The 20,274-nt window shown below is 59.0% G+C and carries 22 protein-coding genes and 1 tRNA gene; 15 read left to right on the forward strand and 8 right to left on the reverse strand.

What is annotated here, in order from left to right:
* The first annotated feature begins 1 nt into the window (after position 1).
* The 6 genes from RCH06_RS03030 (at position 2) to RCH06_RS03055 (ending at position 5,326) form a co-directional block, all read left to right on the forward strand.
* The gene (locus tag RCH06_RS03030; protein WP_327079953.1) at positions 2-706 is read left to right on the forward strand and encodes a DNA-3-methyladenine glycosylase family protein; all 705 of its coding nucleotides are present in this window, start codon (positions 2-4) and stop codon (positions 704-706) included.
* A 61-nt stretch (positions 707-767) separates the two neighbouring features.
* A complete protein-coding gene (locus tag RCH06_RS03035; protein WP_327079954.1) occupies positions 768-1,748 on the forward strand; it encodes an acetyl-CoA carboxylase carboxyltransferase subunit alpha in 981 nt (326 codons plus the stop codon).
* Positions 1,749-1,764: 16 nt separating this feature from the next.
* Complete coding sequence (tilS, locus tag RCH06_RS03040; RefSeq protein WP_327080141.1) at positions 1,765-2,745, forward strand: tRNA lysidine(34) synthetase TilS; 981 nt, start codon at positions 1,765-1,767, stop codon at positions 2,743-2,745.
* 130 nt (positions 2,746-2,875) lie between these two features.
* The gene (locus RCH06_RS03045) at positions 2,876-4,144 is read left to right on the forward strand and encodes an aspartate kinase (RefSeq protein ID WP_327079955.1); all 1,269 of its coding nucleotides are present in this window, start codon (positions 2,876-2,878) and stop codon (positions 4,142-4,144) included.
* Positions 4,145-4,179: 35 nt separating this feature from the next.
* Positions 4,180-4,272 (forward strand) — tRNA-Ser (locus RCH06_RS03050).
* Positions 4,273-4,864: 592 nt separating this feature from the next.
* The gene (locus RCH06_RS03055; protein WP_327079956.1) at positions 4,865-5,326 is read left to right on the forward strand and encodes a hypothetical protein; all 462 of its coding nucleotides are present in this window, start codon (positions 4,865-4,867) and stop codon (positions 5,324-5,326) included.
* Between the two features lie 183 nt (positions 5,327-5,509).
* Here the strand turns inward: RCH06_RS03055 and pssA are convergent, their stop codons facing one another.
* The 6 genes from pssA to RCH06_RS03085 all read right to left on the reverse strand — a co-directional run bounded on the left by pssA (position 5,510) and on the right by RCH06_RS03085 (position 10,659).
* A complete protein-coding gene (gene pssA, locus RCH06_RS03060) occupies positions 5,510-6,136 on the reverse strand; it encodes a CDP-diacylglycerol--serine O-phosphatidyltransferase (protein ID WP_327080142.1) in 627 nt (208 codons plus the stop codon).
* Positions 6,137-6,423: 287 nt separating this feature from the next.
* A complete protein-coding gene (locus RCH06_RS03065; RefSeq protein WP_327079957.1) occupies positions 6,424-7,395 on the reverse strand; it encodes a recombination-associated protein RdgC in 972 nt (323 codons plus the stop codon).
* A gap of 153 nt (positions 7,396-7,548) precedes the next feature.
* On the reverse strand, positions 7,549-8,103 hold the full coding sequence (locus RCH06_RS03070; RefSeq protein WP_327079958.1) for an NUDIX hydrolase: 555 nt from the start codon (positions 8,101-8,103) through the stop codon (positions 7,549-7,551).
* 176 nt (positions 8,104-8,279) lie between these two features.
* Positions 8,280-8,975 (reverse strand): fumarylacetoacetate hydrolase family protein, encoded by a 696-nt coding sequence (locus tag RCH06_RS03075; RefSeq protein ID WP_327079959.1) that lies wholly within the window; start codon positions 8,973-8,975, stop codon positions 8,280-8,282.
* A 141-nt stretch (positions 8,976-9,116) separates the two neighbouring features.
* Positions 9,117-10,031: a Bug family tripartite tricarboxylate transporter substrate binding protein gene (locus RCH06_RS03080; RefSeq protein WP_327079960.1), complete on the reverse strand. Its 915-nt coding sequence runs from the start codon at positions 10,029-10,031 to the stop codon at positions 9,117-9,119.
* 325 nt (positions 10,032-10,356) lie between these two features.
* Positions 10,357-10,659 carry an antibiotic biosynthesis monooxygenase family protein gene (locus tag RCH06_RS03085; RefSeq protein WP_327079961.1) on the reverse strand — a complete coding sequence of 101 codons (303 nt, stop codon included), beginning with the start codon at positions 10,657-10,659 and terminating at the stop codon, positions 10,357-10,359.
* Between the two features lie 231 nt (positions 10,660-10,890).
* Here RCH06_RS03085 and RCH06_RS03090 point away from each other — a divergent pair, with 231 nt between their 5' ends.
* The 6 genes from RCH06_RS03090 (at position 10,891) to RCH06_RS03115 (ending at position 14,721) form a co-directional block, all read left to right on the forward strand.
* The gene (locus RCH06_RS03090) at positions 10,891-11,253 is read left to right on the forward strand and encodes a roadblock/LC7 domain-containing protein (RefSeq protein ID WP_327079962.1); all 363 of its coding nucleotides are present in this window, start codon (positions 10,891-10,893) and stop codon (positions 11,251-11,253) included.
* A 10-nt stretch (positions 11,254-11,263) separates the two neighbouring features.
* Complete coding sequence (locus RCH06_RS03095) at positions 11,264-11,782, forward strand: PAS domain-containing protein (protein ID WP_327079963.1); 519 nt, start codon at positions 11,264-11,266, stop codon at positions 11,780-11,782.
* The gene (locus RCH06_RS03100; protein WP_327079964.1) at positions 11,779-12,528 is read left to right on the forward strand and encodes a phosphate/phosphite/phosphonate ABC transporter substrate-binding protein; all 750 of its coding nucleotides are present in this window, start codon (positions 11,779-11,781) and stop codon (positions 12,526-12,528) included. The genes RCH06_RS03095 and RCH06_RS03100 overlap by 4 nt, the downstream gene beginning before the upstream one ends.
* A gap of 27 nt (positions 12,529-12,555) precedes the next feature.
* On the forward strand, positions 12,556-13,140 hold the full coding sequence (locus tag RCH06_RS03105; protein ID WP_327079965.1) for a hypothetical protein: 585 nt from the start codon (positions 12,556-12,558) through the stop codon (positions 13,138-13,140).
* Positions 13,137-14,027: a hypothetical protein gene (locus tag RCH06_RS03110; protein WP_327079966.1), complete on the forward strand. Its 891-nt coding sequence runs from the start codon at positions 13,137-13,139 to the stop codon at positions 14,025-14,027. Before RCH06_RS03105 ends, RCH06_RS03110 begins: the two co-directional genes overlap by 4 nt.
* 76 nt (positions 14,028-14,103) lie before the next feature.
* Positions 14,104-14,721, forward strand: a complete 618-nt coding sequence (locus RCH06_RS03115) for a hypothetical protein (RefSeq protein ID WP_327079967.1) — start codon at positions 14,104-14,106, stop codon at positions 14,719-14,721.
* A gap of 30 nt (positions 14,722-14,751) precedes the next feature.
* Here the strand turns inward: RCH06_RS03115 and RCH06_RS03120 are convergent, their stop codons facing one another.
* Positions 14,752-15,786, reverse strand: coding sequence for an NADP-dependent oxidoreductase (locus RCH06_RS03120; protein ID WP_327079968.1), 1,035 nt, complete (start codon positions 15,784-15,786; stop codon positions 14,752-14,754).
* A 196-nt stretch (positions 15,787-15,982) separates the two neighbouring features.
* Here RCH06_RS03120 and pgeF point away from each other — a divergent pair, with 196 nt between their 5' ends.
* Positions 15,983-16,804, forward strand: a complete 822-nt coding sequence (gene pgeF / locus RCH06_RS03125) for a peptidoglycan editing factor PgeF (protein ID WP_327079969.1) — start codon at positions 15,983-15,985, stop codon at positions 16,802-16,804.
* Here pgeF and RCH06_RS03130 read toward each other — a convergent pair.
* Entirely contained in the window at positions 16,712-17,050 is a 339-nt protein-coding gene (locus tag RCH06_RS03130) for a hypothetical protein (protein WP_327079970.1), read from the reverse strand. The two genes, pgeF and RCH06_RS03130, sit on opposite strands and share 93 nt — an antisense overlap.
* A gap of 100 nt (positions 17,051-17,150) precedes the next feature.
* Between RCH06_RS03130 and phaC the strand changes: the two genes are divergently transcribed.
* Both phaC and RCH06_RS03140 read left to right on the forward strand, forming a co-directional pair.
* Positions 17,151-18,914, forward strand: a complete 1,764-nt coding sequence (gene phaC / locus RCH06_RS03135) for a class I poly(R)-hydroxyalkanoic acid synthase (RefSeq protein ID WP_327079971.1) — start codon at positions 17,151-17,153, stop codon at positions 18,912-18,914.
* Positions 18,915-19,026: 112 nt separating this feature from the next.
* Positions 19,027-20,205 carry an acetyl-CoA C-acetyltransferase gene (locus tag RCH06_RS03140; RefSeq protein ID WP_327079972.1) on the forward strand — a complete coding sequence of 393 codons (1,179 nt, stop codon included), beginning with the start codon at positions 19,027-19,029 and terminating at the stop codon, positions 20,203-20,205.
* The last annotated feature ends 69 nt before the right edge of the window (positions 20,206-20,274 follow it).

Here is a 20,274-nt window from a genome sequence, read left to right on the forward strand (position 1 = left end):
TATGAAAAACATAGTAACTTCCGATGCCGCCCTGACGTTGCCGATCACGCCGACCGACGCGGCGGGTGCACCGGTTCCCGCGCTGGTTCTGCCGCCGTACTGGACGGATGCCTGCAAACACCTGGTCAAAAAAGACCGGGTCATGAAACGCCTGATTCCGAAATTCGGCAACACCTGCCTGCAGTCGCGGGGCGATGCTTTCAGCACCTTGGCGCGCAGCATTGTGGGCCAGCAGATTTCGGTGAAGGCGGCGCAAACCGTCTGGCACCGTTTTTCCGCCTTGCCCGCTGAAATGACGCCGGCGCATGTGCTGCGACTCAAGGTCGACGACATGCGCGCCGCCGGCTTAAGCGCGCGCAAGGTTGAATACCTGGTGGATTTATCGATTCACTTTGACGCTGGCCGGGTTCATGTGCAGGACTGGCAGGCGATGGACGATGAAACCATCATTGCCGAGCTGATCGCCATCCGGGGCATTGGCCGCTGGACAGCCGAGATGTTTTTGATGTTTTATTTAACACGGCCCAACGTGTTGCCGCTCGATGATGTGGGGCTGATCAACGGCATCAGCCGCAATTATTTTTCCGGTGAAGCCGTCAGCCGCAGCGACGCCAGAGAAGTGGCAGCCGCCTGGGCGCCTTATTGCAGCGTGGCGACTTGGTATATTTGGCGCTCCCTGGACCCGATTGCGGTGCCAGTGGCCTAGTGGCCTGTGTGCTGAAGCACTGCACGCGGCCCTTCAAGATTTAAACGCCTGAGGATTACACATGGCAAAAAAGACATTTCTCGATTTCGAGCAGCCGATTGCGGAGCTTGAAGGAAAAATTGAAGAATTGCGATACGTGCAAACCGAGTCAGCGGTCGATATTTCGGAAGAAATCGAACAGCTGGCCAAAAAAAGCCAGCAGCTCACCAAAGACATTTACAGCGTTTTGACGCCTTGGCAAATCACCAAGATTGCCCGGCATGCCGAACGCCCTTACACGCTGGACTACATCCGGGACATCTTTACCGACTTTGTCGAGCTGCACGGCGACCGGCATTTTGCCGACGACCTAAGCATTGTGGGCGGCCTGGCCCGCTTCAACGGCAACGCCTGCATGGTGCTGGGCCACCAAAAAGGGCGAGACACCAAGGAACGCGGCCTGCGCAACTTCGGCATGAGCAAGCCCGAGGGCTACCGCAAGGCGCTGCGCCTGATGAAGACGGCTGAAAAATTCAAGCTGCCAGTGTTTACGTTTGTCGATACGCCGGGCGCTTACCCCGGCATTGAAGCCGAAGAGCGCGGCCAGTCGGAAGCCATTGGCCGCAATATCTTTGAAATGGCGCAGCTTGAGGTGCCCATCATCACCACCATCATTGGCGAAGGCGGCTCGGGCGGCGCGCTGGCCATTTCGGTGGCTGACCAGCTGGTGATGCTGCAGTATTCGATTTACGCCGTCATCAGCCCCGAAGGCTGCGCCTCGATTCTCTGGAAAACTTCGGACAAGGCGCAGGAAGCCGCCGAAGCGCTGGGCATTACCGCGCACCGGCTCAAGGCACTGGGCGTGATTGACAAGATCGTCAACGAGCCGGTCGGTGGCGCGCACCGCGACCCCAAGCAGATGGCGGCGTTTTTGAAGCGGGCGCTCAATGACGCGTTCCGTCAGGTCAGCGACCTGAAAGTCAAGGAACTGCTGGATCGTCGTTATGACCGGCTGCAGAGCTATGGCCGCTTTACCGACACCAAAGCTGACGTCGGCAAATAAGATTCGTCCGCCGCCGATGGGCGCGGCTGCGCCAGTTAATCCTGTGAATCCGGCATTGGCGGGTATCGATGCTCTTTTTCCGGGCGTAGCGCCGCTGCCCTTGGGCGTGGCGTACAGCGGTGGCGCCGATTCCACCGCTTTGTTGATGGCTGCCGCCAGACGGTGGCCTGGCCAGGTTCAGGCGATTCATATCCATCATGGACTGCAGGCAGCCGCTGGCGATTTCGTAGGCGTCTGCGAATCTGTATGCGTCCAGGCCGGGGTGCCTTTGCACATTGTGCGAATTGATGCTCGCCACACAGCCGGCGAAAGCCCTGAAGACGCAGCGCGTCGGGCGCGTTATGCGGCGCTGGCTACTGCGGCAGTGGCGCATGGCTTGAAAGGCGTGCTGCTCGGCCAACATGCCGACGACCAGGTTGAAACCTTGCTGCTGGCACTCAGCCGGGGCGCTGGTTTGCCGGGGCTGTCGGCCATGCCGGTGCAGTTCGCGCGCGGCGGCGTCATGTTTTATCGTCCGCTGTTGCAAACTCCGTCGATTGTTCTGCGGCAATGGCTGGTGCAGTTGCAGATCCCATTCGTGGATGACCCGAGCAACACGGACGAACGCTACACGCGCAACCGTATCCGGGCGCGTTTGCTGCCTGTATTGGCGCAAGCATTTCCGCACTTTCGCGTCACTTTTGCGCGCAGCGCCCGCCATGCCGCGCAGGCGCAGGCAGTGCTGGTTGAAGTCGCCGTGCAGGATATGGCGGCCATCGGCACGCCGCCGGCCATCAAGGCTTTGCAAGCCTTGTCGGTGCCGCGCCAGGCCAACGTGCTGCGTCACTGGCTGCTGCTGCAGCACGCCACGCCGAGCACCGCGCAACTTGATCAGCTGCTGCATCAGGTTGCCGCCTGCAGCACGCGCGGTCACCAGATTCACCTCAAGGTGGCGCAAGGCCATGTCACGCGGCTTGGCCTGCATCTGCACTTCACGGCTGCGGCCAGCGCCCGCTAAGCTGCTGTTGGCGCTGGGTATAATTTAAGGCTTTGCCGCCAAGCCGCACGTCATGCATTGACGAAAGCAGCGTACTGCAAACGCTGGCAATAAAACAAGTTCACCCCCAACAACTGATTGACATCCTGCAATGGCTTTGATCGTTCATAAATACGGCGGCACCTCGATGGGCTCGACCGAGCGCATTCGAAATGTGGCCAGACGCGTTGCCAAATGGGCGCGTGCCGGCCACCAGATGGTGGTCGTTCCCAGTGCCATGAGTGGCGAAACCAATCGCCTGCTGGGCCTGGCCCGCGAGCTCGCTCCTGAGGCTCCCGACACAAGCTACAGCCGCGAACTCGACGCGCTGGCCGCGACGGGCGAGCAGGCCTCCAGCGCGCTGCTGGCTATTGCCCTGCAGTCACTCGGCCAGCCTTCGGTGAGCTATGCCGGCTGGCAAGTCGGCATCAAGACCAACAATGCCTACAACAAGGCGCGCATCGAGTCGATTGACGATGCGCGCGTGCTGGCAGACCTGAACGCCGGCAAGGTCGTCATCATCACCGGCTTTCAGGGCGTGGATGACGAGGGCAACATCACCACGCTGGGCCGGGGCGGCTCTGACACTTCAGCGGTGGCGATTGCTGTTGCGCTCAAGGCGCACGAATGCCTGATTTACACCGATGTCGATGGCGTCTACACCACCGATCCGCGCGTCGTGCCCGAGGCGCGCCGCCTGCAAACCGTGAGTTTTGAAGAAATGCTGGAGATGGCCTCGCTGGGCTCCAAGGTGCTGCAAATTCGCTCGGTCGAATTTGCCGGCAAGTACAAAATGCCCATGCGCGTGCTGTCCAGTTTTACCGACTGGGATATCGATATCAACGAAGAAGCCAAATCCGGCACCTTGATCAGTTTTGAGGAAGACGAAAACATGGAAAAAGCCATCGTATCGGGCATCGCGTTCAACCGCGACGAAGCCAAAGTTTCAGTGCTCGGCGTGCCCGACACCCCCGGCATTGCTGCCCAGATCCTGTGCGCCGTGGCCGATGCCAACATCGAAGTCGATGTGATCATCCAGAACATCAGCAAAGACGGCAAAACCGACTTCAGCTTTACCGTACACAGCAACGACTTTGCAAAAACCGTCGAGTTGCTCAAGTCCACGGTGGTGCCCCAACTGGGCGCGCAGGAAGTCACTGGCGATGCCAAGATCTGCAAGGTCAGCATCGTGGGCATTGGCATGCGCAGCCATGTGGGCGTGGCCAGCAAGATGTTCCGTGTGCTGGCCGAAGAGGGCATCAACATCCAGATGATCTCGACCAGCGAAATCAAGACCTCCGTAGTGATTGACGAGAAGTACATGGAACTCGCCGTTCGCGCCCTGCACAAAGCTTTTGGTCTGGACCAGCCGGCTGTCTGAAATCAGGCCAAAAGTCGTGCGATAATCGTTGAATTGGAAACGTGACCGAGTGGCCGAAGGTGCTCCCCTGCTAAGGGAGTATGGGGTGTAGAGCCTCATCGAGAGTTCGAATCTCTCCGTTTCCGCCAATACAAGCGCTCAAGACGCTCCAAAACGCACCTTCGGGTGCGTTTTTCATTGGGGCTTGCTTATTCAAGCGGTGCAAGCCGAAGTAACGCGCCGAGAAAGCGTTTACTGGATGTGGCCTATAAGACGCACATGCGCAAGTTTTATCGTGAACTCAGCTTGATTTATTCGTTTGAAAGCACCAAGGTGCGCATGCTGTCTGCGGCGAACTCTTAATTTTCCTGCCTGCCTGCCTGCCTGCCTGCGTGCTGCTGGATGATCTCTGGACTGAGTGCTGGGTTTTGCTCTCGGCGCCTAGCGCTGGCCCGGGAATTAGGCGGCTACCCCGGTTTGAGGCTGACGCAAGCCCACGACACCGGCAAGCAGTACTGCCGTCATGGTTTCCCGCAACCTCACGGCCAACAACTCGACCGCGTCAGCGTTTGCGCTGTCGACCATAGGCGAATTTGCTCGCACTCCGCCGCATTGACTTCCAAGCTGAAAATCACTCAATAAGCAATACGTCTTCTGGGGGCCAACTCAGTCGGTCGGTTTTGCATTTTTTGATTAATGCAGCATAATTGCTGCATTGCAACATTTTAAAAAGGTCATCACATGTTCTCCAAAAATCCTTTCGAAGCCGCCGCTAAAACCATGAAAGACAGCGCCGAGAAATTCAATCCTGCTGCTGCGCAAGAAGCGTTCAAGCCAGTGATGGATCACCTCAAGGCGTGGGGCGATCTGGCTCAGAAACAGGCGCAAGCTGCGCAAGCATCCATGGCTGAAACGGTGGAATCGTTCAAAAACGTCAAGGAGCCACAAGCTGCTTTCGAAGCCATGAAAGCATCTGCTGAAAACAGCATCGCGATTGCCAAGAAAAACTTGAAGGATGTCACGGCTCTTGGCGTTGCACAATTCAATTCCAGCGTCGATGCCCTCGAAAAAGCACATCCAGCGCCAGAAGTTTTTGCAAACGTGGGCAAGAGCCTGAAGACGGCCGCTTCGTCGATGGAAACCGCTCTGGAGTCAGCCATGAAGAACGGCGTTACCGCTGTCAAGAAAGCACGTAATTCCTGAACTGCTCCCCTTGGGCTTGTAACCACGACGCCTTGATGAGTCGTTGGGGTCGGCAAGCTTTATCAGCAGCGGCGTTTGACTGAAAACGCTTTCAACTAAAAAACCCGGCCAATGTGCCGGGTTTTTTAGTTTTTGCGCCTTACTTTCTTTGCTTGCGTATCTGACGCGTGGTAACTGCGCCAATCAAAGTTTGGGAAATCGGATCCGACTCACCATTAACGAGCCCGAAAGTGCGAAGAGCAGCACCAGCGGGTGCAGTGTGAAACCGGCAAAGGCGACCTGTCCGAACCACAGCGACTCATGCAGCGCGCCTTGCCAGGCCGCAACGAACATCAGCAGCACAAGCAGCAGCGATGTGGGAATAGGCGTTCCCTCAAAGTATTTCACCTTGTTCTCGCCGTCAGACAGCGATTCAGCCGTCACGTTGTAGCGCGCCAGACGTGAAACGCCGCAGGCTACAAAGCAGGTCAGCACAATACGGTCAAACAGGCCTTGCATGCCGCAACCATAGGCAATGACCGCCGGGGCAACGCCAAATGAAATGATGTCCGCCAAAGAGTCGAGTTCGCGGCCCATAGCCGACGTTTTCTGCCGCCAGCGGGCGATGCGCCCATCCAGCACATCGAAGACCAAGGCGGCCAATACCAGTGCGCATGCAAAGTAGACATGCATCACGTTGTTTGTCTGCAGATACGTCATCATGGAAAACAACGCACCTGTGCCACACACTGCATTTGCCAGTGTGAACCAGTCAGCGAGGTGGAATTCCCGGATCATCGCGAAAGGCTTGTTTCGTTTAGGTAAGTTCATGGCGGACAGCGTACCGCACTTTTTGCGGAGCAATGCCGTTGCAACCCGCTCCGCCACTGGATAAGAACAATGTGTGTATTCATGAGGGATTTTGCGGCAGCAACGACGTCAGGTTTTGGCGCAAAAACCTGACGCAGGAGCCCTTGATTTCATGCTCCCAGATTGAAGAGGGCAATAAACCAGGCTTGGCTTGGCAGAGAGCCATCAATCCGCGCAACGCTGGTTGATGGCGGTTTTGAGCGATTTTGGGCGAACGCGTGGCCCTCAAAAAATCAATTTTCCTGGCTTCAGGCCGCAGCCAGCTCGCGTGCGGGGGCTTGTGGTGCAGCGCCGTCTATAGACAACTCGCCGCCCAGTGCTTCCAGCAAGTCTGGAATCAAGGCTGACAACTCGCCCGTCACGATGGCGGCATCGGTGTCAAAACCATCATCATCCTTGCCGTTTTCCTGCACGCCATCCAGCACCACATCGAGAAGCTTGATTTTTTTGATCTGTGCCATGTCGGTCAGCACAAAAGACACGCGCTCGTTCCAGGTCATGGCCAGTTGCGTAGGCACTTTGCCCGAAGCAATGTGTTCAGCCACTTCGTCAATCTCCAGCGTGTGGCGTGAATAGCGGACGGTTGATTTTTGGTCATCGGGCATCTTGAGTTCGCAGTCACGGTCGACCGTGAAATCGGCAGGTGCTTCGCGGCTGGCCAGCCATTGCGCCATGGCCGTGCCGGCAGCTGTCGTGGTTTGCACCGGCTTGGCCATGATACCCGGACGCGATCCGGGGACTTCGCTGAGCACTTCCACCAGGTTGCCCACCACTTTGTCAGCGCCGGTCAAGCTGCCTGAATCCACCACCAGGAATTTATTCACCGGGTCAATCCACAGCGTCGTTGAAGAACGTTTGGTGAACGCGCGTGGCAGCAGGGACTGCATGGCTTCTTCCTTGAATTCTTTCTTGATTTTGGAACTGACGCGCTCGCGGCCAGTTTCCTGCTTGTATTTTTCAACGCGCAGTTCGACCTCGGCTTTGACGGCAGAAGCGGGCACGGGACGGCGTTCAATGCACAACCGCAAGATGACTTGGGGGCCTACAGTTTCCAGCAGTACCGTGCTTTTGTTGCCGCGCGGCGGAACCCAGCCGACGGACTCGGGCTGGGTGGCGCCGCAGGGCATGAATTGGGCAGACTGCAGCGCCTCTTCCAGTGCATCCAGGGGCGGCATGACGAAGTCGGCAGAAATACGGAAAAAAGAGGCGGATTTGAACATGGATTTACGGGTGTTGGAATGCGGGATGAAAGGGGCGACGAATGACGCGACGGGCAGATAACCTGCCTGGCGCAGCGCCTTTACAGATGCCTGAAATTTTAAGGCGCTGAAACTGCCGCCTGCACTTGCTTACAAAGCTGCAGGGCCGCCCGCTCAGGCAATGTCAAGCACATGAACGCCGAAATGGCCCTTGCGGCGGTCGTCAAAATAAAGCGCCAGCGTTTCCTTGACGGTTCTGAAGGCCAGGTCGTCCCACGGGATTTCTGATTCGGTGAACAGCCGGGCCTCGATGGTTTCATGGCCGGGATTGAAGTCGGGGTTTAGCAGCCGCGCCCGGTAATACAGATGCACTTGGCCCACACGCGCCACATTCATGAGGGTAAAAAGCCCCTGCAATTCATACTGCGCACCGGCTTCCTCGTCGGTTTCACGGGCTGCACCTTCGGCGGTGGTTTCGCCCATTTCCATGAAACCCGCCGGCAGCGTCCATTTGCCCCAGCGCGGTTCGATATTGCGTTTGCACAGCAAGACCTGCGCGCCATCTTCGCCCCAGACCGGCACGGTGCCGACGACGTTGAGCGGGTTTTCATAGTGGACGGTGTGGCAGGCCGGACAGACAGCCCGCTCCTTGGTGTCGCCATCGTCAGGCAAGCGGTAAACCACGGCGGTACCGCAAACGCGGCAGTATTTCAGGGGAGGGCGGTGCATTAAATAAGTGTAGTGGCTTTGAAATTCTTGCTGGCTGAAACCTGGATTTCAGGGGCGAAAAATGCTATCAAATAAATAGCTTTATTCGCCCGTCTATCATGCACAAGAGGCACAAATCGTATAAAAAATGGATTTTTCAGCGCTGCAGGCCTTCGGCGTTTCAGCAAACAGGCCTGTCAGACCACCTTGACGCTCAAGGACTCCAGGCCCGTGACGCCGCCGGTCATCGTGTCGCCCGCTACCACGGCGGCCACGCCTTCCGGCGTGCCGGTGTAAATCAGGTCGCCGGGCTGCAACTCCCAGGCAGCGGACAAATGCGCGATGGTTTCGGCAATATTCCAGATCAGCTTGGAGACATGGCTGCGCTGCCGGTCCTGGCCGCCGACCTGCAGGTAAATTTCTGCGTTGTCTATGTCACCGGCCTGCGCTACGGGTGTGATGGGACCAATCGGTGCGGACTGGTCAAACCCCTTGCCGATGCACCACGGGCGGCCCTGCTTTTTCATCTCGTTTTGCAGGTCGCGGCGCGTCATGTCCAGACCGACGGCGTAACCAAAGATGTGCTGGTGCGCATCGGCTGCCTGAATGTTTTTTCCGCCTGTGCCAACCGCCACGACCAGTTCAATTTCGTGGTGCAGGTTGTGGGTCAGGCTGGGGTAGGCCATCGAGCCGGTGCTGCCGGCATCGACCACGACGATGGCATCGGCGGGCTTCAAAAAGAAGAAAGGCGGCTCGCGGCCGGTGAACCCCATTTCCTTGGCATGCTCTTCATAGTTGCGGCCCACGCAATAAACGCGGCGAATCGGAAAGCGGTCTTCGGTGCCTACGACGGGCACAGAAACTGGGGCGGGCGGGGTAACGACAAAGCGCATGAAAAAGATTCCTTTTGAGTGACGTGCGGGGCTCAATGGCCGAAAATTTTTGAAAAATGAGCCGCTGTATCCGAAATTTTGAAGTGTGCCACGCCACCCGCCAGGCGTTGCGCCCGCAAGTGGCTGTGACGCGTTGCTGGCTTATTCGATTTTGATGCCGCGTGTCTGGATGATGTTGCCCAACAGCGCGGTTTCGTCTTTCAGGCGGCTTTTAAGGCCTTCTGGCGACGTGCCGACAGCCTGCCAGCCTTGGGCAAACAGTTTTTGCCGCGTGTCTGCCTCACGAATGATGCGCGGCACTTCCTGCGCCAGCCGGGCTTGCGCCGCTTTGGACAGGCTGGACGGGCCAATCAACGCATTCCAGACTTCCAGATGGACGTTCTTCACGCCGATATCGGACAAGGGCGGAACGTCGGGCGCGAGCAGACTGCGTCCGCCCGCCAGACCAATGGCCTGGAGTTTTCCAGAGCGGATATGCGGCAGGGCAATGCCTGGCGGAATGAGCGCCATCTGGATCTGGCCGCCGAGCATGGCGGTGACGACTTGCGGATTGCCCGGATAAGGAATCTGCAGCGGTGTCATGCCGGGCACCTGGCTTTTGATCAGTTCCATGCCCAGATGCGCGACCGAACCTGTACCGACCGAGCCATAGTTCCACTGGCTGCCACCCTGGCGGGCGGCCTCAAAAAAGGCCGCGCCGCCCGGCAGGCTGGCCGGCGCCACCAGCATCAGCGGGGCGGTGGCGAGCAGCGATATCGGCGTGAAGTCTTTGGCCGGGTCGTAAGGCAGCTTGGGGTAGAGCTGTTTGGCGGAGGTCAGATTGCCATTGATGACGATGCCCAGCGTATGGTCGTCGGTGGCCTTGGCAACCAAATCGGCAGCGATGTTGCCCGAAGCACCGACCCGGTTTTCAATGATGACCGGCTGGCCCAGCGCCCGTGCCAAGGGCTCGGCCAGCGTGCGGGCCGACATGTCCGGTGTCGAGCCACCCGGAAACCCCACCACAATGCGAACCGTCCGGGTCGGCCAGGCGGCTGCAGATTCGGCAGTTTTCAAGCTTTTTTGGGCGCTGGCGCACAGTGGAAGGGCGCAAGCAGCTATTAAAAACAGAGCGCGCACCGCGTGTCCTGAATGTCCGGAAAGGGACGAAAGCTTTTGCGTCGTGAAAAGGCGGGGAAGGTGAGTGAAGGGTTTCATGCCAGGTCTGAAAAGTGTGAAAAATTGATTTCGTGAGGGGCTGAACAGGCCGCCAAGCTGAAGGGGCTGGTTTTCGGCGTGTTCATTGCCAGCTGTGCAAAGTGTCAATATCCCATTAACCCCTTTGCCATCAGCGCAAAACTGGTTATCCAGCCTTGATTTTTCGCTGTCTCTGCGCGCGCTGTCAGTCGGATTTGGCCAGCAGGTTGAAATGCTCCACGGTAGGCGGGCCGGCAAAAAACGGGCCGACGATCGCCCGCCAATCGGCAAAAGCCGGTGACTCGCGGAAATCAATAGTGTGGTTTTCCAGCGTGGCCCAAAAGATTTGCAAAATGTAGCGCTCGGGGCTTTCGATGCCCTTGTTGATGGTGTAGCCCTCGAAACCCCTGGCTTTTGAAATCACGTCGGCAATGCCGCGCTGGATGGCGGCGTCGAACGCTGCTTGCTGGCCCGGATGAATGCGAATGTCTGCAAGTTCGAGAATCATGAAATTTCCTGGTTGAAGTGAGAAGCAAGCACTGACTCTAGCGCCAAATTTTCAGGCATCCAACGATGGTTTGAATTTTTGGGCATTTGGTCGGGCGTTGCCACTTTTCACAGCGCGGGGAAACCTTGAATAAAAGCTGTTTTGGGGAGAGTTGATTTGTATCAACAGTAACATTTGGTTGTGCGCGCCTAATCCGGGAATTCAAATTGAGTTCGACTACAGGAGCGGAAGATGCGCACAGATATGTTTCAGCAAGCGCTGGAGGACCTGAACGGTTCTACGGCCGATATCGAGGCATCAGCCTTGATTTCCACCGACGGCTTGATGATTGCCTCGGCCCTGCCACACGGCATGGATGAAGACCGCATGGGCGCCATGTCTGCCGCCTTGCTCTCACTCGGCGAGCGCACTGCGCGCGAACTGGCACGGGGCTCACTGGAGCGCGTCCTGATTCAGGGCGAACGGGGTTACGTGATCATGAGTTCAGCTGGCCCTGAAGCCGTGCTGACCGTGCTGGCCAAGTCCAACGCCAAGCTGGGCTTGATTTTTCTGGACATCAAGCGGGCAGCCGAAACGCTGACCAAGCTGATCTAAAGGGGCTGTCATGAAACTGCCTGAAATGACCCGTCCCGCCGTTGACGCCGTCGAATCGCGGCTGACTTATACCAATGGCGATTCCCGCACGGTGTACGCGTCAAGCGTTGAAGTGCCTTTTCCGGAAGGGCGGCTGATCGTCTCGCGTACCGACCTGGATGGCATTCTTACCCACGCCAACGACGCTTTTGTCGAATTGAGCGGCTGGGAGCGGGATGACCTGATCGGCATGCCGCACCATATCCTGCGCCACCCCGACATGCCCAAGGCGGCCTTCAAGGATCTGTGGGAGACGGTTTCACAAGGCCAGAAATGGCATGGCTATGTCAAGAATTTGCGCAAGGACGGTGCGTACTACTGGGTCTACGCCACGGCAGTTCCCAACATCCGGCAGGGAAAGATCGCCGGCTACACCTCGGTGCGCCGAAAGCCCTCGCGCACCCGCATCAATGAGCTGATTCCGGTGTACCGCCAATGGCTGGATCAAGAGCAAACGCAAACGCAAGCGAAGGAGAAAACCGCACCATGACCCTCAATTTTTTGGTGGCCCCCGATTTCTCGCCCGAGCGCTTTGCCGGCTGGCACATGCTCAACACGCTGCTGCAGCGCCGCTCCGGCATTCATCTGCACCTGCTCACGCCGGCCAGCCCGTCCGAGCAAGCCGAGTTGCTGGCTGCAGAAAAAGCCGACCTGGTGTATGCCAACCCGTTTGATGCGGCCGACATGATTCGCAACCAAGGCTACATTCCGTTTGCACGCCCCATCGGACGGTCGGACGAAATGGTGATTGCCACCGGTGCCGAGTCGGGTCTGCAAAAGCTCGAAGACATCAAGCCTGGCCACCGCATCGCCCTGACGGACAACAAGGACGTGAAGCTGATTGGCTTGCGGCTGCTGGAGCCGGCTGATCTGGACGAGTCGCTGATCGAGTGGGTTCCGGTGGAGAGTTTTCAGGCCGCCGCGCGCCTGGCCATCAAGGGCGATGTGCAGGCTTCGTTTTTCCTGGCCGATGCCTATGCGTCGCTTACGCGAATGACGCGCAGCCAGTTGCAGGTGCTGGTGGAAAGCCGTATCAGCGACATCTCGCATGTGGTGCTGGCCCATCCGCGCATGGCCGCTGAATTGCCGCGCATCAGCGAAGCGCTGCTGGGCATGGGGCGTGAGCCTGCAGACGCCGACGTGCTGGTCGCGCTCGGGCTGCCGGCCGGCTTTGAGCCCATGACGCAAGAGCAGGCTGAGTTCATGATTGACCTCATGGACACGCTGCTTGATTGAAGTCGTAAAACCTCAAAAGAAAAGCTTATGTCTGCAGTAGTTCCCGGTCAGCGTATCGCCCGGCAAGTGGTGCGCCAGCAAGGCCGCCACCTGTTGCGTCAGCCAGACGATGCCAATGCGCACATAGCGCGCTTGCAGGCGACGCTTGAGCTGGCCGGCGCTGAGCCAGCGCAGGGCGCTTTGGCGGATCTGTTCAGCTGTTTTGGCGCGCAGCACGAAACGCTCAAGCGCGCGGCGTTGCAACTGGCGCGCGCCCGTCTGTCAGCGCATGCGGCCCGCTGGTTTGATGCGCAGGCGGCGCAGGGCGCGCTGCCCGCCATCAATCCGCTGGCGACGCGCTGGAGCGTGCTGGCCCATCCTTGTGCCGACATTTCTACGCGCGCGCGGCGCTGCAGCGTTGACGATTCTCGTCTGCTGGCCGAGCAAGCCGTGCTGGCGTTTGAGCGCGGTGACCCGTCGGCCCAAAACGAGTTTTTGCACCACTGCGTGACCTGTCACGACAACCTGGCCTTCATGCTGGCACGCCGCGCACTGCTCAAAACTGGCATTTCGCTGCCCGATGACTGGGCTGCCGTCAGCTTGCAGCTGGAACAACCCCGGGAGTTCACATGAACGTGGCATTGGCCGGCCTGACCGCCCGCGAAGAAACTGCCTTGATGATGCTGGTCGGCAAGACGCTGCCGGATTTTGAGTGCGGTGCCGTGCCGGTGGGGCGCAAAGAGCCGCTGCCGCCTGCGGATCTGTATGTGCTCGATCTGGCGGGCCGGGGGCTGGCGCGCTGGACGCAAGAGGCGCAGGAAAGCCTGCTTGAGTCGCTCAACGGTGCGCCAGCGGTGCTGGTGGCACCTGCCTTTGATGAGACCTGGCTGGCACTGGAGGCGAGCCGCATGAAAAGCCCGTCGCTGGTCATGCTGCGCAAGCCCTATGGCATTGAAGCCATGCGTGCTGCGCTGTTGAAGGCGGCGCCCACTGTACCCGTCCGTTCGGCATGGGTGGCACCCCGTCTGCCGGCTAAGGTGCGGGCACCCGCCATAACGGCCGCGCCTGCACCTGCCGCACCCGCTGTGCGGTTCATCACTGCCCCGGTGGCGGCTATGGCAAAAGCGCCAGTGCCTGTCAAAGCACCAGCGCCTGCTGCAACGGTTGAAATTGCGCCCTTGAGCGTTAACGAATTTCAGACGCGTCTGGCTGCGCTGCCGGCGTCAGCACCGAAGCTGTTTTTGCACAAGCTGGCCGATGCGTTGGCGCTGAAACAGCCGTTCGAAGTGCGGGTGACGTTTTTGAACCGCCTGATTCTCAGTCCCGATGCGCAATGGGCTGCGAGCAACACCGCGCTGTCTGTCTTGCAGGGCTTGTGCCAAAGCGACGCGCTGGCCGCTGACATGTCCATTGACACCCTTGACGGCATGGATGCCCTGACACGCGCGCAGCGCCTGGACATGCCCGTTCAGCCGCTGGGGGCCTTTCTGGGCACGCTGATGTATCAACGGCTCGCGTGAGAACGCCGAGCGTGTCGCCGGCCTGAAGCAACTGGCCGCTGGCTTTTCTTAATCTTTCTGTTTGGCTGGGTATTTCATGACTTTCACTGCATCCGATGGCTTCATGCTGACACCGGCCGGCGCGCTGCACGCGTTTGCCGGCAAAAACCCCGGCCCGTCCGAATCTGCCTTGCAGGTCTTGCTGACGGGTGATCGGTCATTGGACCTGGCCGCCTGGCGTGCCATCGATGCCCAGGCCCCCGCCATACTGGAAGTCGCCCTTGAAAACGGGTGGGTGCAAGCGCTGCAACGTCCCTTGCAAGGCCCTGATGCGCGGCTCGATGACTTTTTGCCGCATGTGATTGCGTCGCTGTCGGGCGAGCGCCGTGCCGTGCTGGCATCGGACGGCGGCTTTTGCCTGGGCCGGGCGGGGGTAGAGCAGGACGAGGCCGACGCCTTGTGCGCAGCCGCTGCCGATTATTCAGACTTTGCAACGCGCCAGGCGCGGCGCGGCTGGGAGGGTGCCAGCCGCTATGTGGCGTTTCACAGCGATCCTGATTTTTTACTGCCCAGCCATGCTTTCTTGCCGTTCTGGGTAGACGGGGCGGGCTACTGGCTGATCCTCATGGGCGAGCCGCTGCTGAACAATCCGGCGCTGGTCGAGCTCTTCTGGGGCCTCAAGCAGGCCGGAACCCGCTTCAGCCTGCAAAGCTAGCGCGCTGCGCCGGGTAAAAGGCGCAACCGCTTACTCTGATGCCACCTGCAAGGCCAGCTTGCCAAAATTTTCACCATTGAACAGCTTGAGCAGCGCTTCCGGAAAATTCTCCAGGCCTTGCACCACGTCTTCACGGCTTTTCAGCGTGCCGTCCTTGAGGTAGCCTGCCATTTCGGCAATCGCTTGCGGGTAACGGTCAGCGTAGTCGAACACCACGATGCCTTCCATGCGCGCGCGGTTCATCAGCAGCGACAGGTAATTGGCCGGGCCTTTCACGGGCGTGGTGTTGTTGTACTGGCTGATGGCGCCGCAGATGATGATGCGTGCGCCGCGCGTGATGCGTGTCAGCACGGCGTCGAGAATCTCGCCGCCGACGTTGTCGAAATACACATCTATGCCGTTCGGGCAGTGCGCCTTCAAGCCAGCCTTCACATCGCCACCCTTGTAGTCGATGCAGGCGTCAAAGCCCAATTCATTGACGACCCAGTCACATTTGGCCTGGCCGCCCGCAATGCCCACCACGCGGCAACCTTTGCGCTTGGCGATCTGGCCCACAGTCTGGCCCACCGCGCCGGCGGCACCTGACACCACCACGGTTTCGCCCGCCTTGGGCTGGCCTACGTCGAGCAGGCCAAAGTAGCCCGTCATGCCCGGCATGCCCAGCACATTGAGCCAGGTCGTCAGGCCCAGGCTGGGGTCGATTTTGAACAGGCCGCTGCGCTTGAGCTGCGCCTCCGGAATCAGGCAGTATTCCTGCACATCCAGCCCGCCACTGACATGGTCGCCCACGGCAAAGGCCGGATTTTGCGAGGCAACCACCCGGCCCACGCCGCCTGCGCGCATGACTGCATCAATTTCGACCGGTGCAATATAGCTTTTGCCTTCGTTCATCCAGCCGCGCATGGCCGGGTCGAGCGACAGGTACAGCGTCTTGACAAGAACGCCACCCGGGCCAGGCTCGGTCACCGGCTCGGTGGTGAATTTCCAGTTGTCGCGGGTGGGCAGGCCGACGGGTCGGCTGGCCAGGCGGATTTGGTGATTGGTCAGTGCAGTGAGGGCGTTCATGGGTGTCTCCGGGGCAGGGCTGTGATAAAGCCCTGCATGGTAGCGACGCTTGCCGTTGGGCAAAGTCGCGCAAGTGATCCAAGCGGCTTGTCCCGACGCGGCTGAATTTGGCAATGCTGTTTCGGCTTATGCTTTGCGCCATGACACGCTCCCCCTCTTTTTACGCATCAGATTGCAGCGATTGCGAGGCCTGAAGATGCACACCGCTTTTCATCCCGACTGGCTGGTGCCCGATTGGCCTGCGCCGCCCGGCGTGCGGGCCGTGTTCACCCGCCGTGCCGGCGGTGTGTCGGCGGTGCCTTTCGACAGCATGAACCTGGGCGACCATGTGGGCGATCTGCCTGCTTCAGTCGCTGAAAATCGTCTGGTCTTGCAGCGCGCCACGGGTGCGCACATGGTTTTCATGAACCAGGTGCATGGTGTCGACACACTCCAACTGGACGCCGCCAGCCCGCAAGGCCAGCGGGCCGATGCTTGCGTGACAACGCAGCGCAGCCTGGCCTGTACCGTCATGGTGGCCGATTGCCTGCCAGTGCTGCTGACAACGCAAGATGGCACTGTGGTGGCCGCAGCGCATGCCGGCTGGCGCGGGTTGGCGGGAGCCGGCATCAGCAGTGGATGCGGCGTTTTGGAGTCTGTTTATGCATCATTTAGTGCGCTTGTGCAGGCTGCACATGCGCAAGCAGCTATTAAATCAATAGCGTGGCTGGGGCCGTGCATTGGCCCGTCTGCCTTCGAGGTCGGCGAAGAAGTCAAGACGGCGTTCATGGCTAGACAGCCTGAAGCGGCGCAATTTTTTGTCCCCACCGGGCCGGGCAAGTACCTGGCCAATTTGCCGGGGCTGGCCCGACTTCGCCTGCAGGCGCTGGGCGTTACGCAGGTTTATGGCAACGACGGCAGCGCGCCCTGGTGTACGGTCAGCAATTCAAGTTTCTTTTCTCACCGGCGCGATGCCGGCATCCTTGGCAACGGCTTCGGCACCACCGGGCGCATGGCCGCTTGCATCTGGCGCGACTGAAGGGGCTGCCGGTGCGGTGTCCGGCTTGACGCCAGCGATGTGCAGCGCACGTGCTTCGGCTTCACGCCTTTTGATGGCCTTGCTGCGTGCGGGCGCGCCCATCAGGTAAACCACCAACGCCACGGGCGCCGCGCCATACATCACAAAGGTGACCAAAGCGCCCAACAGCGTTCCATTGCTGTTGGTAGCCTCGGCAATACTCATCATGAGCACGACGTACATCCACGCGATAACGATCAAATACATAAATACATGGCCTTGTCAGAAAATCAAAAGCAAATCCTACGATACTGCAAGATGAGGCAATAGGGCGCTCACAAAGACTCGTACTCTAGAGGAGACAACCTTGAATTCTGAACCTGAATGGACCCGCACAGTCCAACAAATGCAAGAAACCCTGGGTGCCGGTTTAAAGCAAGCCATGACCACCCTGGGCACAGGGCCGGCGCCCGGCTTTCCACAAATGGATCTTTCTGCCTTCACGTCGATGAATCAAACCCAGCCCGACATTCGTTTCGAGCCGGGCAAACTCATGGAACTCCAGCAGCGCTACATTGCCGGCGCATCGGCGCTCTGGAACCAGGGCTTGCAGGCCAGCGAATCAGCGCCTGCCGCTGTTGACCGCCGGTTTTCAGATCCGGCCTGGCAGACCAACCCGATTTCCAAATTCCTCAGCGCTGCCTACCAGCTCAACGCCAACACCTTGATGGGCCTGGCTGAAGCCGTCGAATCCGACGCCAAGACCAAGGCTCGCCTTCGTTTCGCGGTCGAGCAATGGATGGCCGCTTCGGCGCCCAGCAACTTTTTGGCGCTCAATGCAGAAGCCCAGAAAAAAGCCATCGATAGCAAGGGCGAGAGCATCGCCAAGGGCATGGCCAACATGCTGCACGACATGAAGCAGGGCCACGTGTCGATGACCGATGAAAGTATCTTTGAAGTCGGCAAAAACGTCGCCACCACCGAAGGTGCCGTGGTTTTTGAAAACGAGTTTTTCCAGCTGCTCGAATACAAGGCCCTGACGGACAAGGTGTATGAGCGCCCGTTCCTGATGGTTCCGCCGTGCATCAACAAGTTTTACATCCTGGACTTGCAGCCTGAAAACTCCCTGATTCGCTATGCGACCGCACAAGGCCACCGCACTTTCGTGCTGAGCTGGCGCAACCCCGATCAGTCGATGGCCGGCAAGACCTGGGACGACTACATCGAACACGCGGCCATCAAGGCCATCAAGGTGGTGCAGGAAATTACCGGCGCCGACACCCTCAATGCACTGGGTTTTTGCGTGGGTGGCACGATTTTGGCAACCGCCTTGGCGGTGCTGGCGGCGCGCGGCGAAAAGCCGGTTGAAAGCGCCACACTGCTGACGTCGTTGCTGGACTTTACCGACACCGGCATCCTGGACATCTTTATTGACGAAACTTCCGTCAAATACCGTGAGGCTGAAATGGGCAAGGGCGGTTTGCTCAAGGGCAAAGACCTGGCGTCCACGTTCAGCTTTTTGCGACCCAATGACCTGGTGTGGAACTATGTCGTCGGCAATTACCTCAAGGGCGAAACCCCGCCGCCGTTTGACCTGCTCTACTGGAACAGCGACTCGACTAACCTGCCGGGGCCGTTTTACGCCTGGTACCTGCGCAACACCTATTTCGAAAACAACCTGATCAAGCCCGGCAAACTCGTGGTGTGCGATGAAAAAGTCGATCTCGGCAAGCTGGACATGCCGTTTTATATCTACGGTTCACGCGAAGACCATATCGTACCAATTGGCGGGGCCTATGCCTCGACACAGGTACTGCCCGGTAAAAAGCGTTTCGTGATGGGCGCTTCAGGCCACATTGCTGGCGTGATCAATCCACCGGCCAAAAAGAAACGCAGTTACTGGACCAATGACAATCTGGCGACCAGCAAGTCGGCGGGCGACAAGTTTCCGGCAGCGCAGCAAGACTGGCAAAAAGAGGCGACCGAGCATGCCGGCAGCTGGTGGCCCGATTGGTCAGACTGGTTGCAGGCCAATGCCGGCAAACAGATTGCAGCGCCAAAAACCTACGGCAACCGCAATTACAAGGTCATCGAGCCTGCGCCAGGACGCTACGTCAAGGCCAAAGTCTGATAAGTCACAATGACAGCTCGGCGTTCCAGGACGCCAGCAAACCTCACCCCTTGATTCGTCCGGGTGAAGTTTGCCATCGGGCATTTCCCATTTTTTAATTCAAGGAGACAACATGGAAGATATCGTTATCGTTTCAGCAGGCCGCACAGCCGTTGGAAAATTTGGCGGCTCGCTGGCAAAAGTACCTGCCACCGAACTGGGCGCTGCCGTCATCAAGGCGGTGCTGGCGCGCTCTGGCTTGAATGCTGAGCAAATCGGCGAAGTCATCATGGGCCAGGTACTGACTGCAGGCGTAGGCCAAAACCCGGCGCGCCAGAGCGTGCTGAAGGCCGGCTTTCCACACGGCATTCCCGGCCTGACGATCAATGCCGTCTGCGGCTCCGGACTGAAGGCCGTCATGCTTGCGGCGCAATCCGTGGGCACTGGCGACAGCGACATCGTAATTGCCGGCGGTCAGGAAAACATGAGTGCTTCGCCGCATGTGTTGAACGGTTCGCGCGACGGCCAGCGCATGGGTGACTGGAAAATGGTCGACACCATGATCGTCGACGGCCTGTGGGATGTCTACAACCAGTACCACATGGGCATTACGGCCGAAAACGTAGCCAAGAAATACGGCGTTGACCGCGCCATGCAAGATGCGCTGGCGCTGGCCAGCCAGACCAAGGCCGCCGCAGCGCAAGACACCGGCAAGTTCAAGGACGAGATTGTTCCGATTTCGATTCCCCAGAAAAAGGGCGATCCGCTGGTGTTTTCAGCCGACGAATTCATCAACCGCAAAACCAGTGCCGAAGGCCTGGCAGGTTTGCGTCCAGCCTTTGACAAGGCTGGCAGCGTCACTGCAGGCAATGCCTCGGGCCTGAATGACGGCGCGGCTGCCGTCATGGTCATGACAGCCAAAAAAGCCCAGGCGCTTGGCCTGACGCCTTTGGCGCGCATCGCCAGCTACGCTACCGCCGGACTTGACCCCGCCTACATGGGCATGGGCCCTGTGCCTGCATCGACCAAGGCGCTCGCGCGCGCAGGCTGGAAGGCGCAAGACCTTGACCTGCTTGAAATCAATGAAGCTTTTGCCGCGCAGGCCTGCGCCGTCAACCAGGAAATGGGCTGGGACACCAGCAAGGTCAATGTCAACGGCGGCGCGATTGCCATCGGCCACCCGATTGGCGCGTCCGGTTGCCGCATTCTGGTCACACTGCTGCACGAAATGGTGCGCCGGGATGCCAAAAAAGGCATCGCCAGCCTGTGTATTGGCGGCGGTATGGGGGTTGCCCTGACACTGGAGCGCTGAATATCAGGTAAAACGGGTGCTGGCGCTTGTTACACGGGCGTTAAATGCTATTAAAAAAATAGTGAAACA

Origin of the sequence: Polaromonas sp. CG_9.5 (assembly GCF_035984465.1) — a bacterium.
Taxonomy (GTDB): Bacteria; Pseudomonadota; Gammaproteobacteria; order Burkholderiales; family Burkholderiaceae_C; genus Polaromonas.

What these genes read in the sequence shown, in the direction of transcription:
- RCH06_RS03065 (WP_327079957.1), bottom strand. Translation starts at nt 7,395, where the DNA reads ATGTTCAAATCCGCCTCTTTTTTCCGTATTTCTGCCGACTTCGTCATG.
- RCH06_RS03140 (WP_327079972.1), top strand. Translation starts at nt 19,027, where the DNA reads ATGGAAGATATCGTTATCGTTTCAGCAGGCCGCACAGCCGTTGGAAAA.
- RCH06_RS03070 (WP_327079958.1), bottom strand. Translation starts at nt 8,103, where the DNA reads ATGCACCGCCCTCCCCTGAAATACTGCCGCGTTTGCGGTACCGCCGTG.
- RCH06_RS03105 (WP_327079965.1), top strand. Translation starts at nt 12,556, where the DNA reads ATGTCTGCAGTAGTTCCCGGTCAGCGTATCGCCCGGCAAGTGGTGCGC.
- RCH06_RS03110 (WP_327079966.1), top strand. Translation starts at nt 13,137, where the DNA reads ATGAACGTGGCATTGGCCGGCCTGACCGCCCGCGAAGAAACTGCCTTG.
- pgeF (WP_327079969.1), top strand. Translation starts at nt 15,983, where the DNA reads ATGCACACCGCTTTTCATCCCGACTGGCTGGTGCCCGATTGGCCTGCG.
- RCH06_RS03090 (WP_327079962.1), top strand. Translation starts at nt 10,891, where the DNA reads ATGCGCACAGATATGTTTCAGCAAGCGCTGGAGGACCTGAACGGTTCT.
- RCH06_RS03035 (WP_327079954.1), top strand. Translation starts at nt 768, where the DNA reads ATGGCAAAAAAGACATTTCTCGATTTCGAGCAGCCGATTGCGGAGCTT.
- RCH06_RS03085 (WP_327079961.1), bottom strand. Translation starts at nt 10,659, where the DNA reads ATGATTCTCGAACTTGCAGACATTCGCATTCATCCGGGCCAGCAAGCA.
- RCH06_RS03095 (WP_327079963.1), top strand. Translation starts at nt 11,264, where the DNA reads ATGAAACTGCCTGAAATGACCCGTCCCGCCGTTGACGCCGTCGAATCG.
- RCH06_RS03045 (WP_327079955.1), top strand. Translation starts at nt 2,876, where the DNA reads ATGGCTTTGATCGTTCATAAATACGGCGGCACCTCGATGGGCTCGACC.
- RCH06_RS03030 (WP_327079953.1), top strand. Translation starts at nt 2, where the DNA reads ATGAAAAACATAGTAACTTCCGATGCCGCCCTGACGTTGCCGATCACG.
- RCH06_RS03120 (WP_327079968.1), bottom strand. Translation starts at nt 15,786, where the DNA reads ATGAACGCCCTCACTGCACTGACCAATCACCAAATCCGCCTGGCCAGC.
- pssA (WP_327080142.1), bottom strand. Translation starts at nt 6,136, where the DNA reads ATGAACTTACCTAAACGAAACAAGCCTTTCGCGATGATCCGGGAATTC.
- tilS (WP_327080141.1), top strand. Translation starts at nt 1,765, where the DNA reads ATGGGCGCGGCTGCGCCAGTTAATCCTGTGAATCCGGCATTGGCGGGT.
- RCH06_RS03115 (WP_327079967.1), top strand. Translation starts at nt 14,104, where the DNA reads ATGACTTTCACTGCATCCGATGGCTTCATGCTGACACCGGCCGGCGCG.
- RCH06_RS03130 (WP_327079970.1), bottom strand. Translation starts at nt 17,050, where the DNA reads ATGTATTTGATCGTTATCGCGTGGATGTACGTCGTGCTCATGATGAGT.
- RCH06_RS03075 (WP_327079959.1), bottom strand. Translation starts at nt 8,975, where the DNA reads ATGCGCTTTGTCGTTACCCCGCCCGCCCCAGTTTCTGTGCCCGTCGTA.
- RCH06_RS03055 (WP_327079956.1), top strand. Translation starts at nt 4,865, where the DNA reads ATGTTCTCCAAAAATCCTTTCGAAGCCGCCGCTAAAACCATGAAAGAC.
- RCH06_RS03100 (WP_327079964.1), top strand. Translation starts at nt 11,779, where the DNA reads ATGACCCTCAATTTTTTGGTGGCCCCCGATTTCTCGCCCGAGCGCTTT.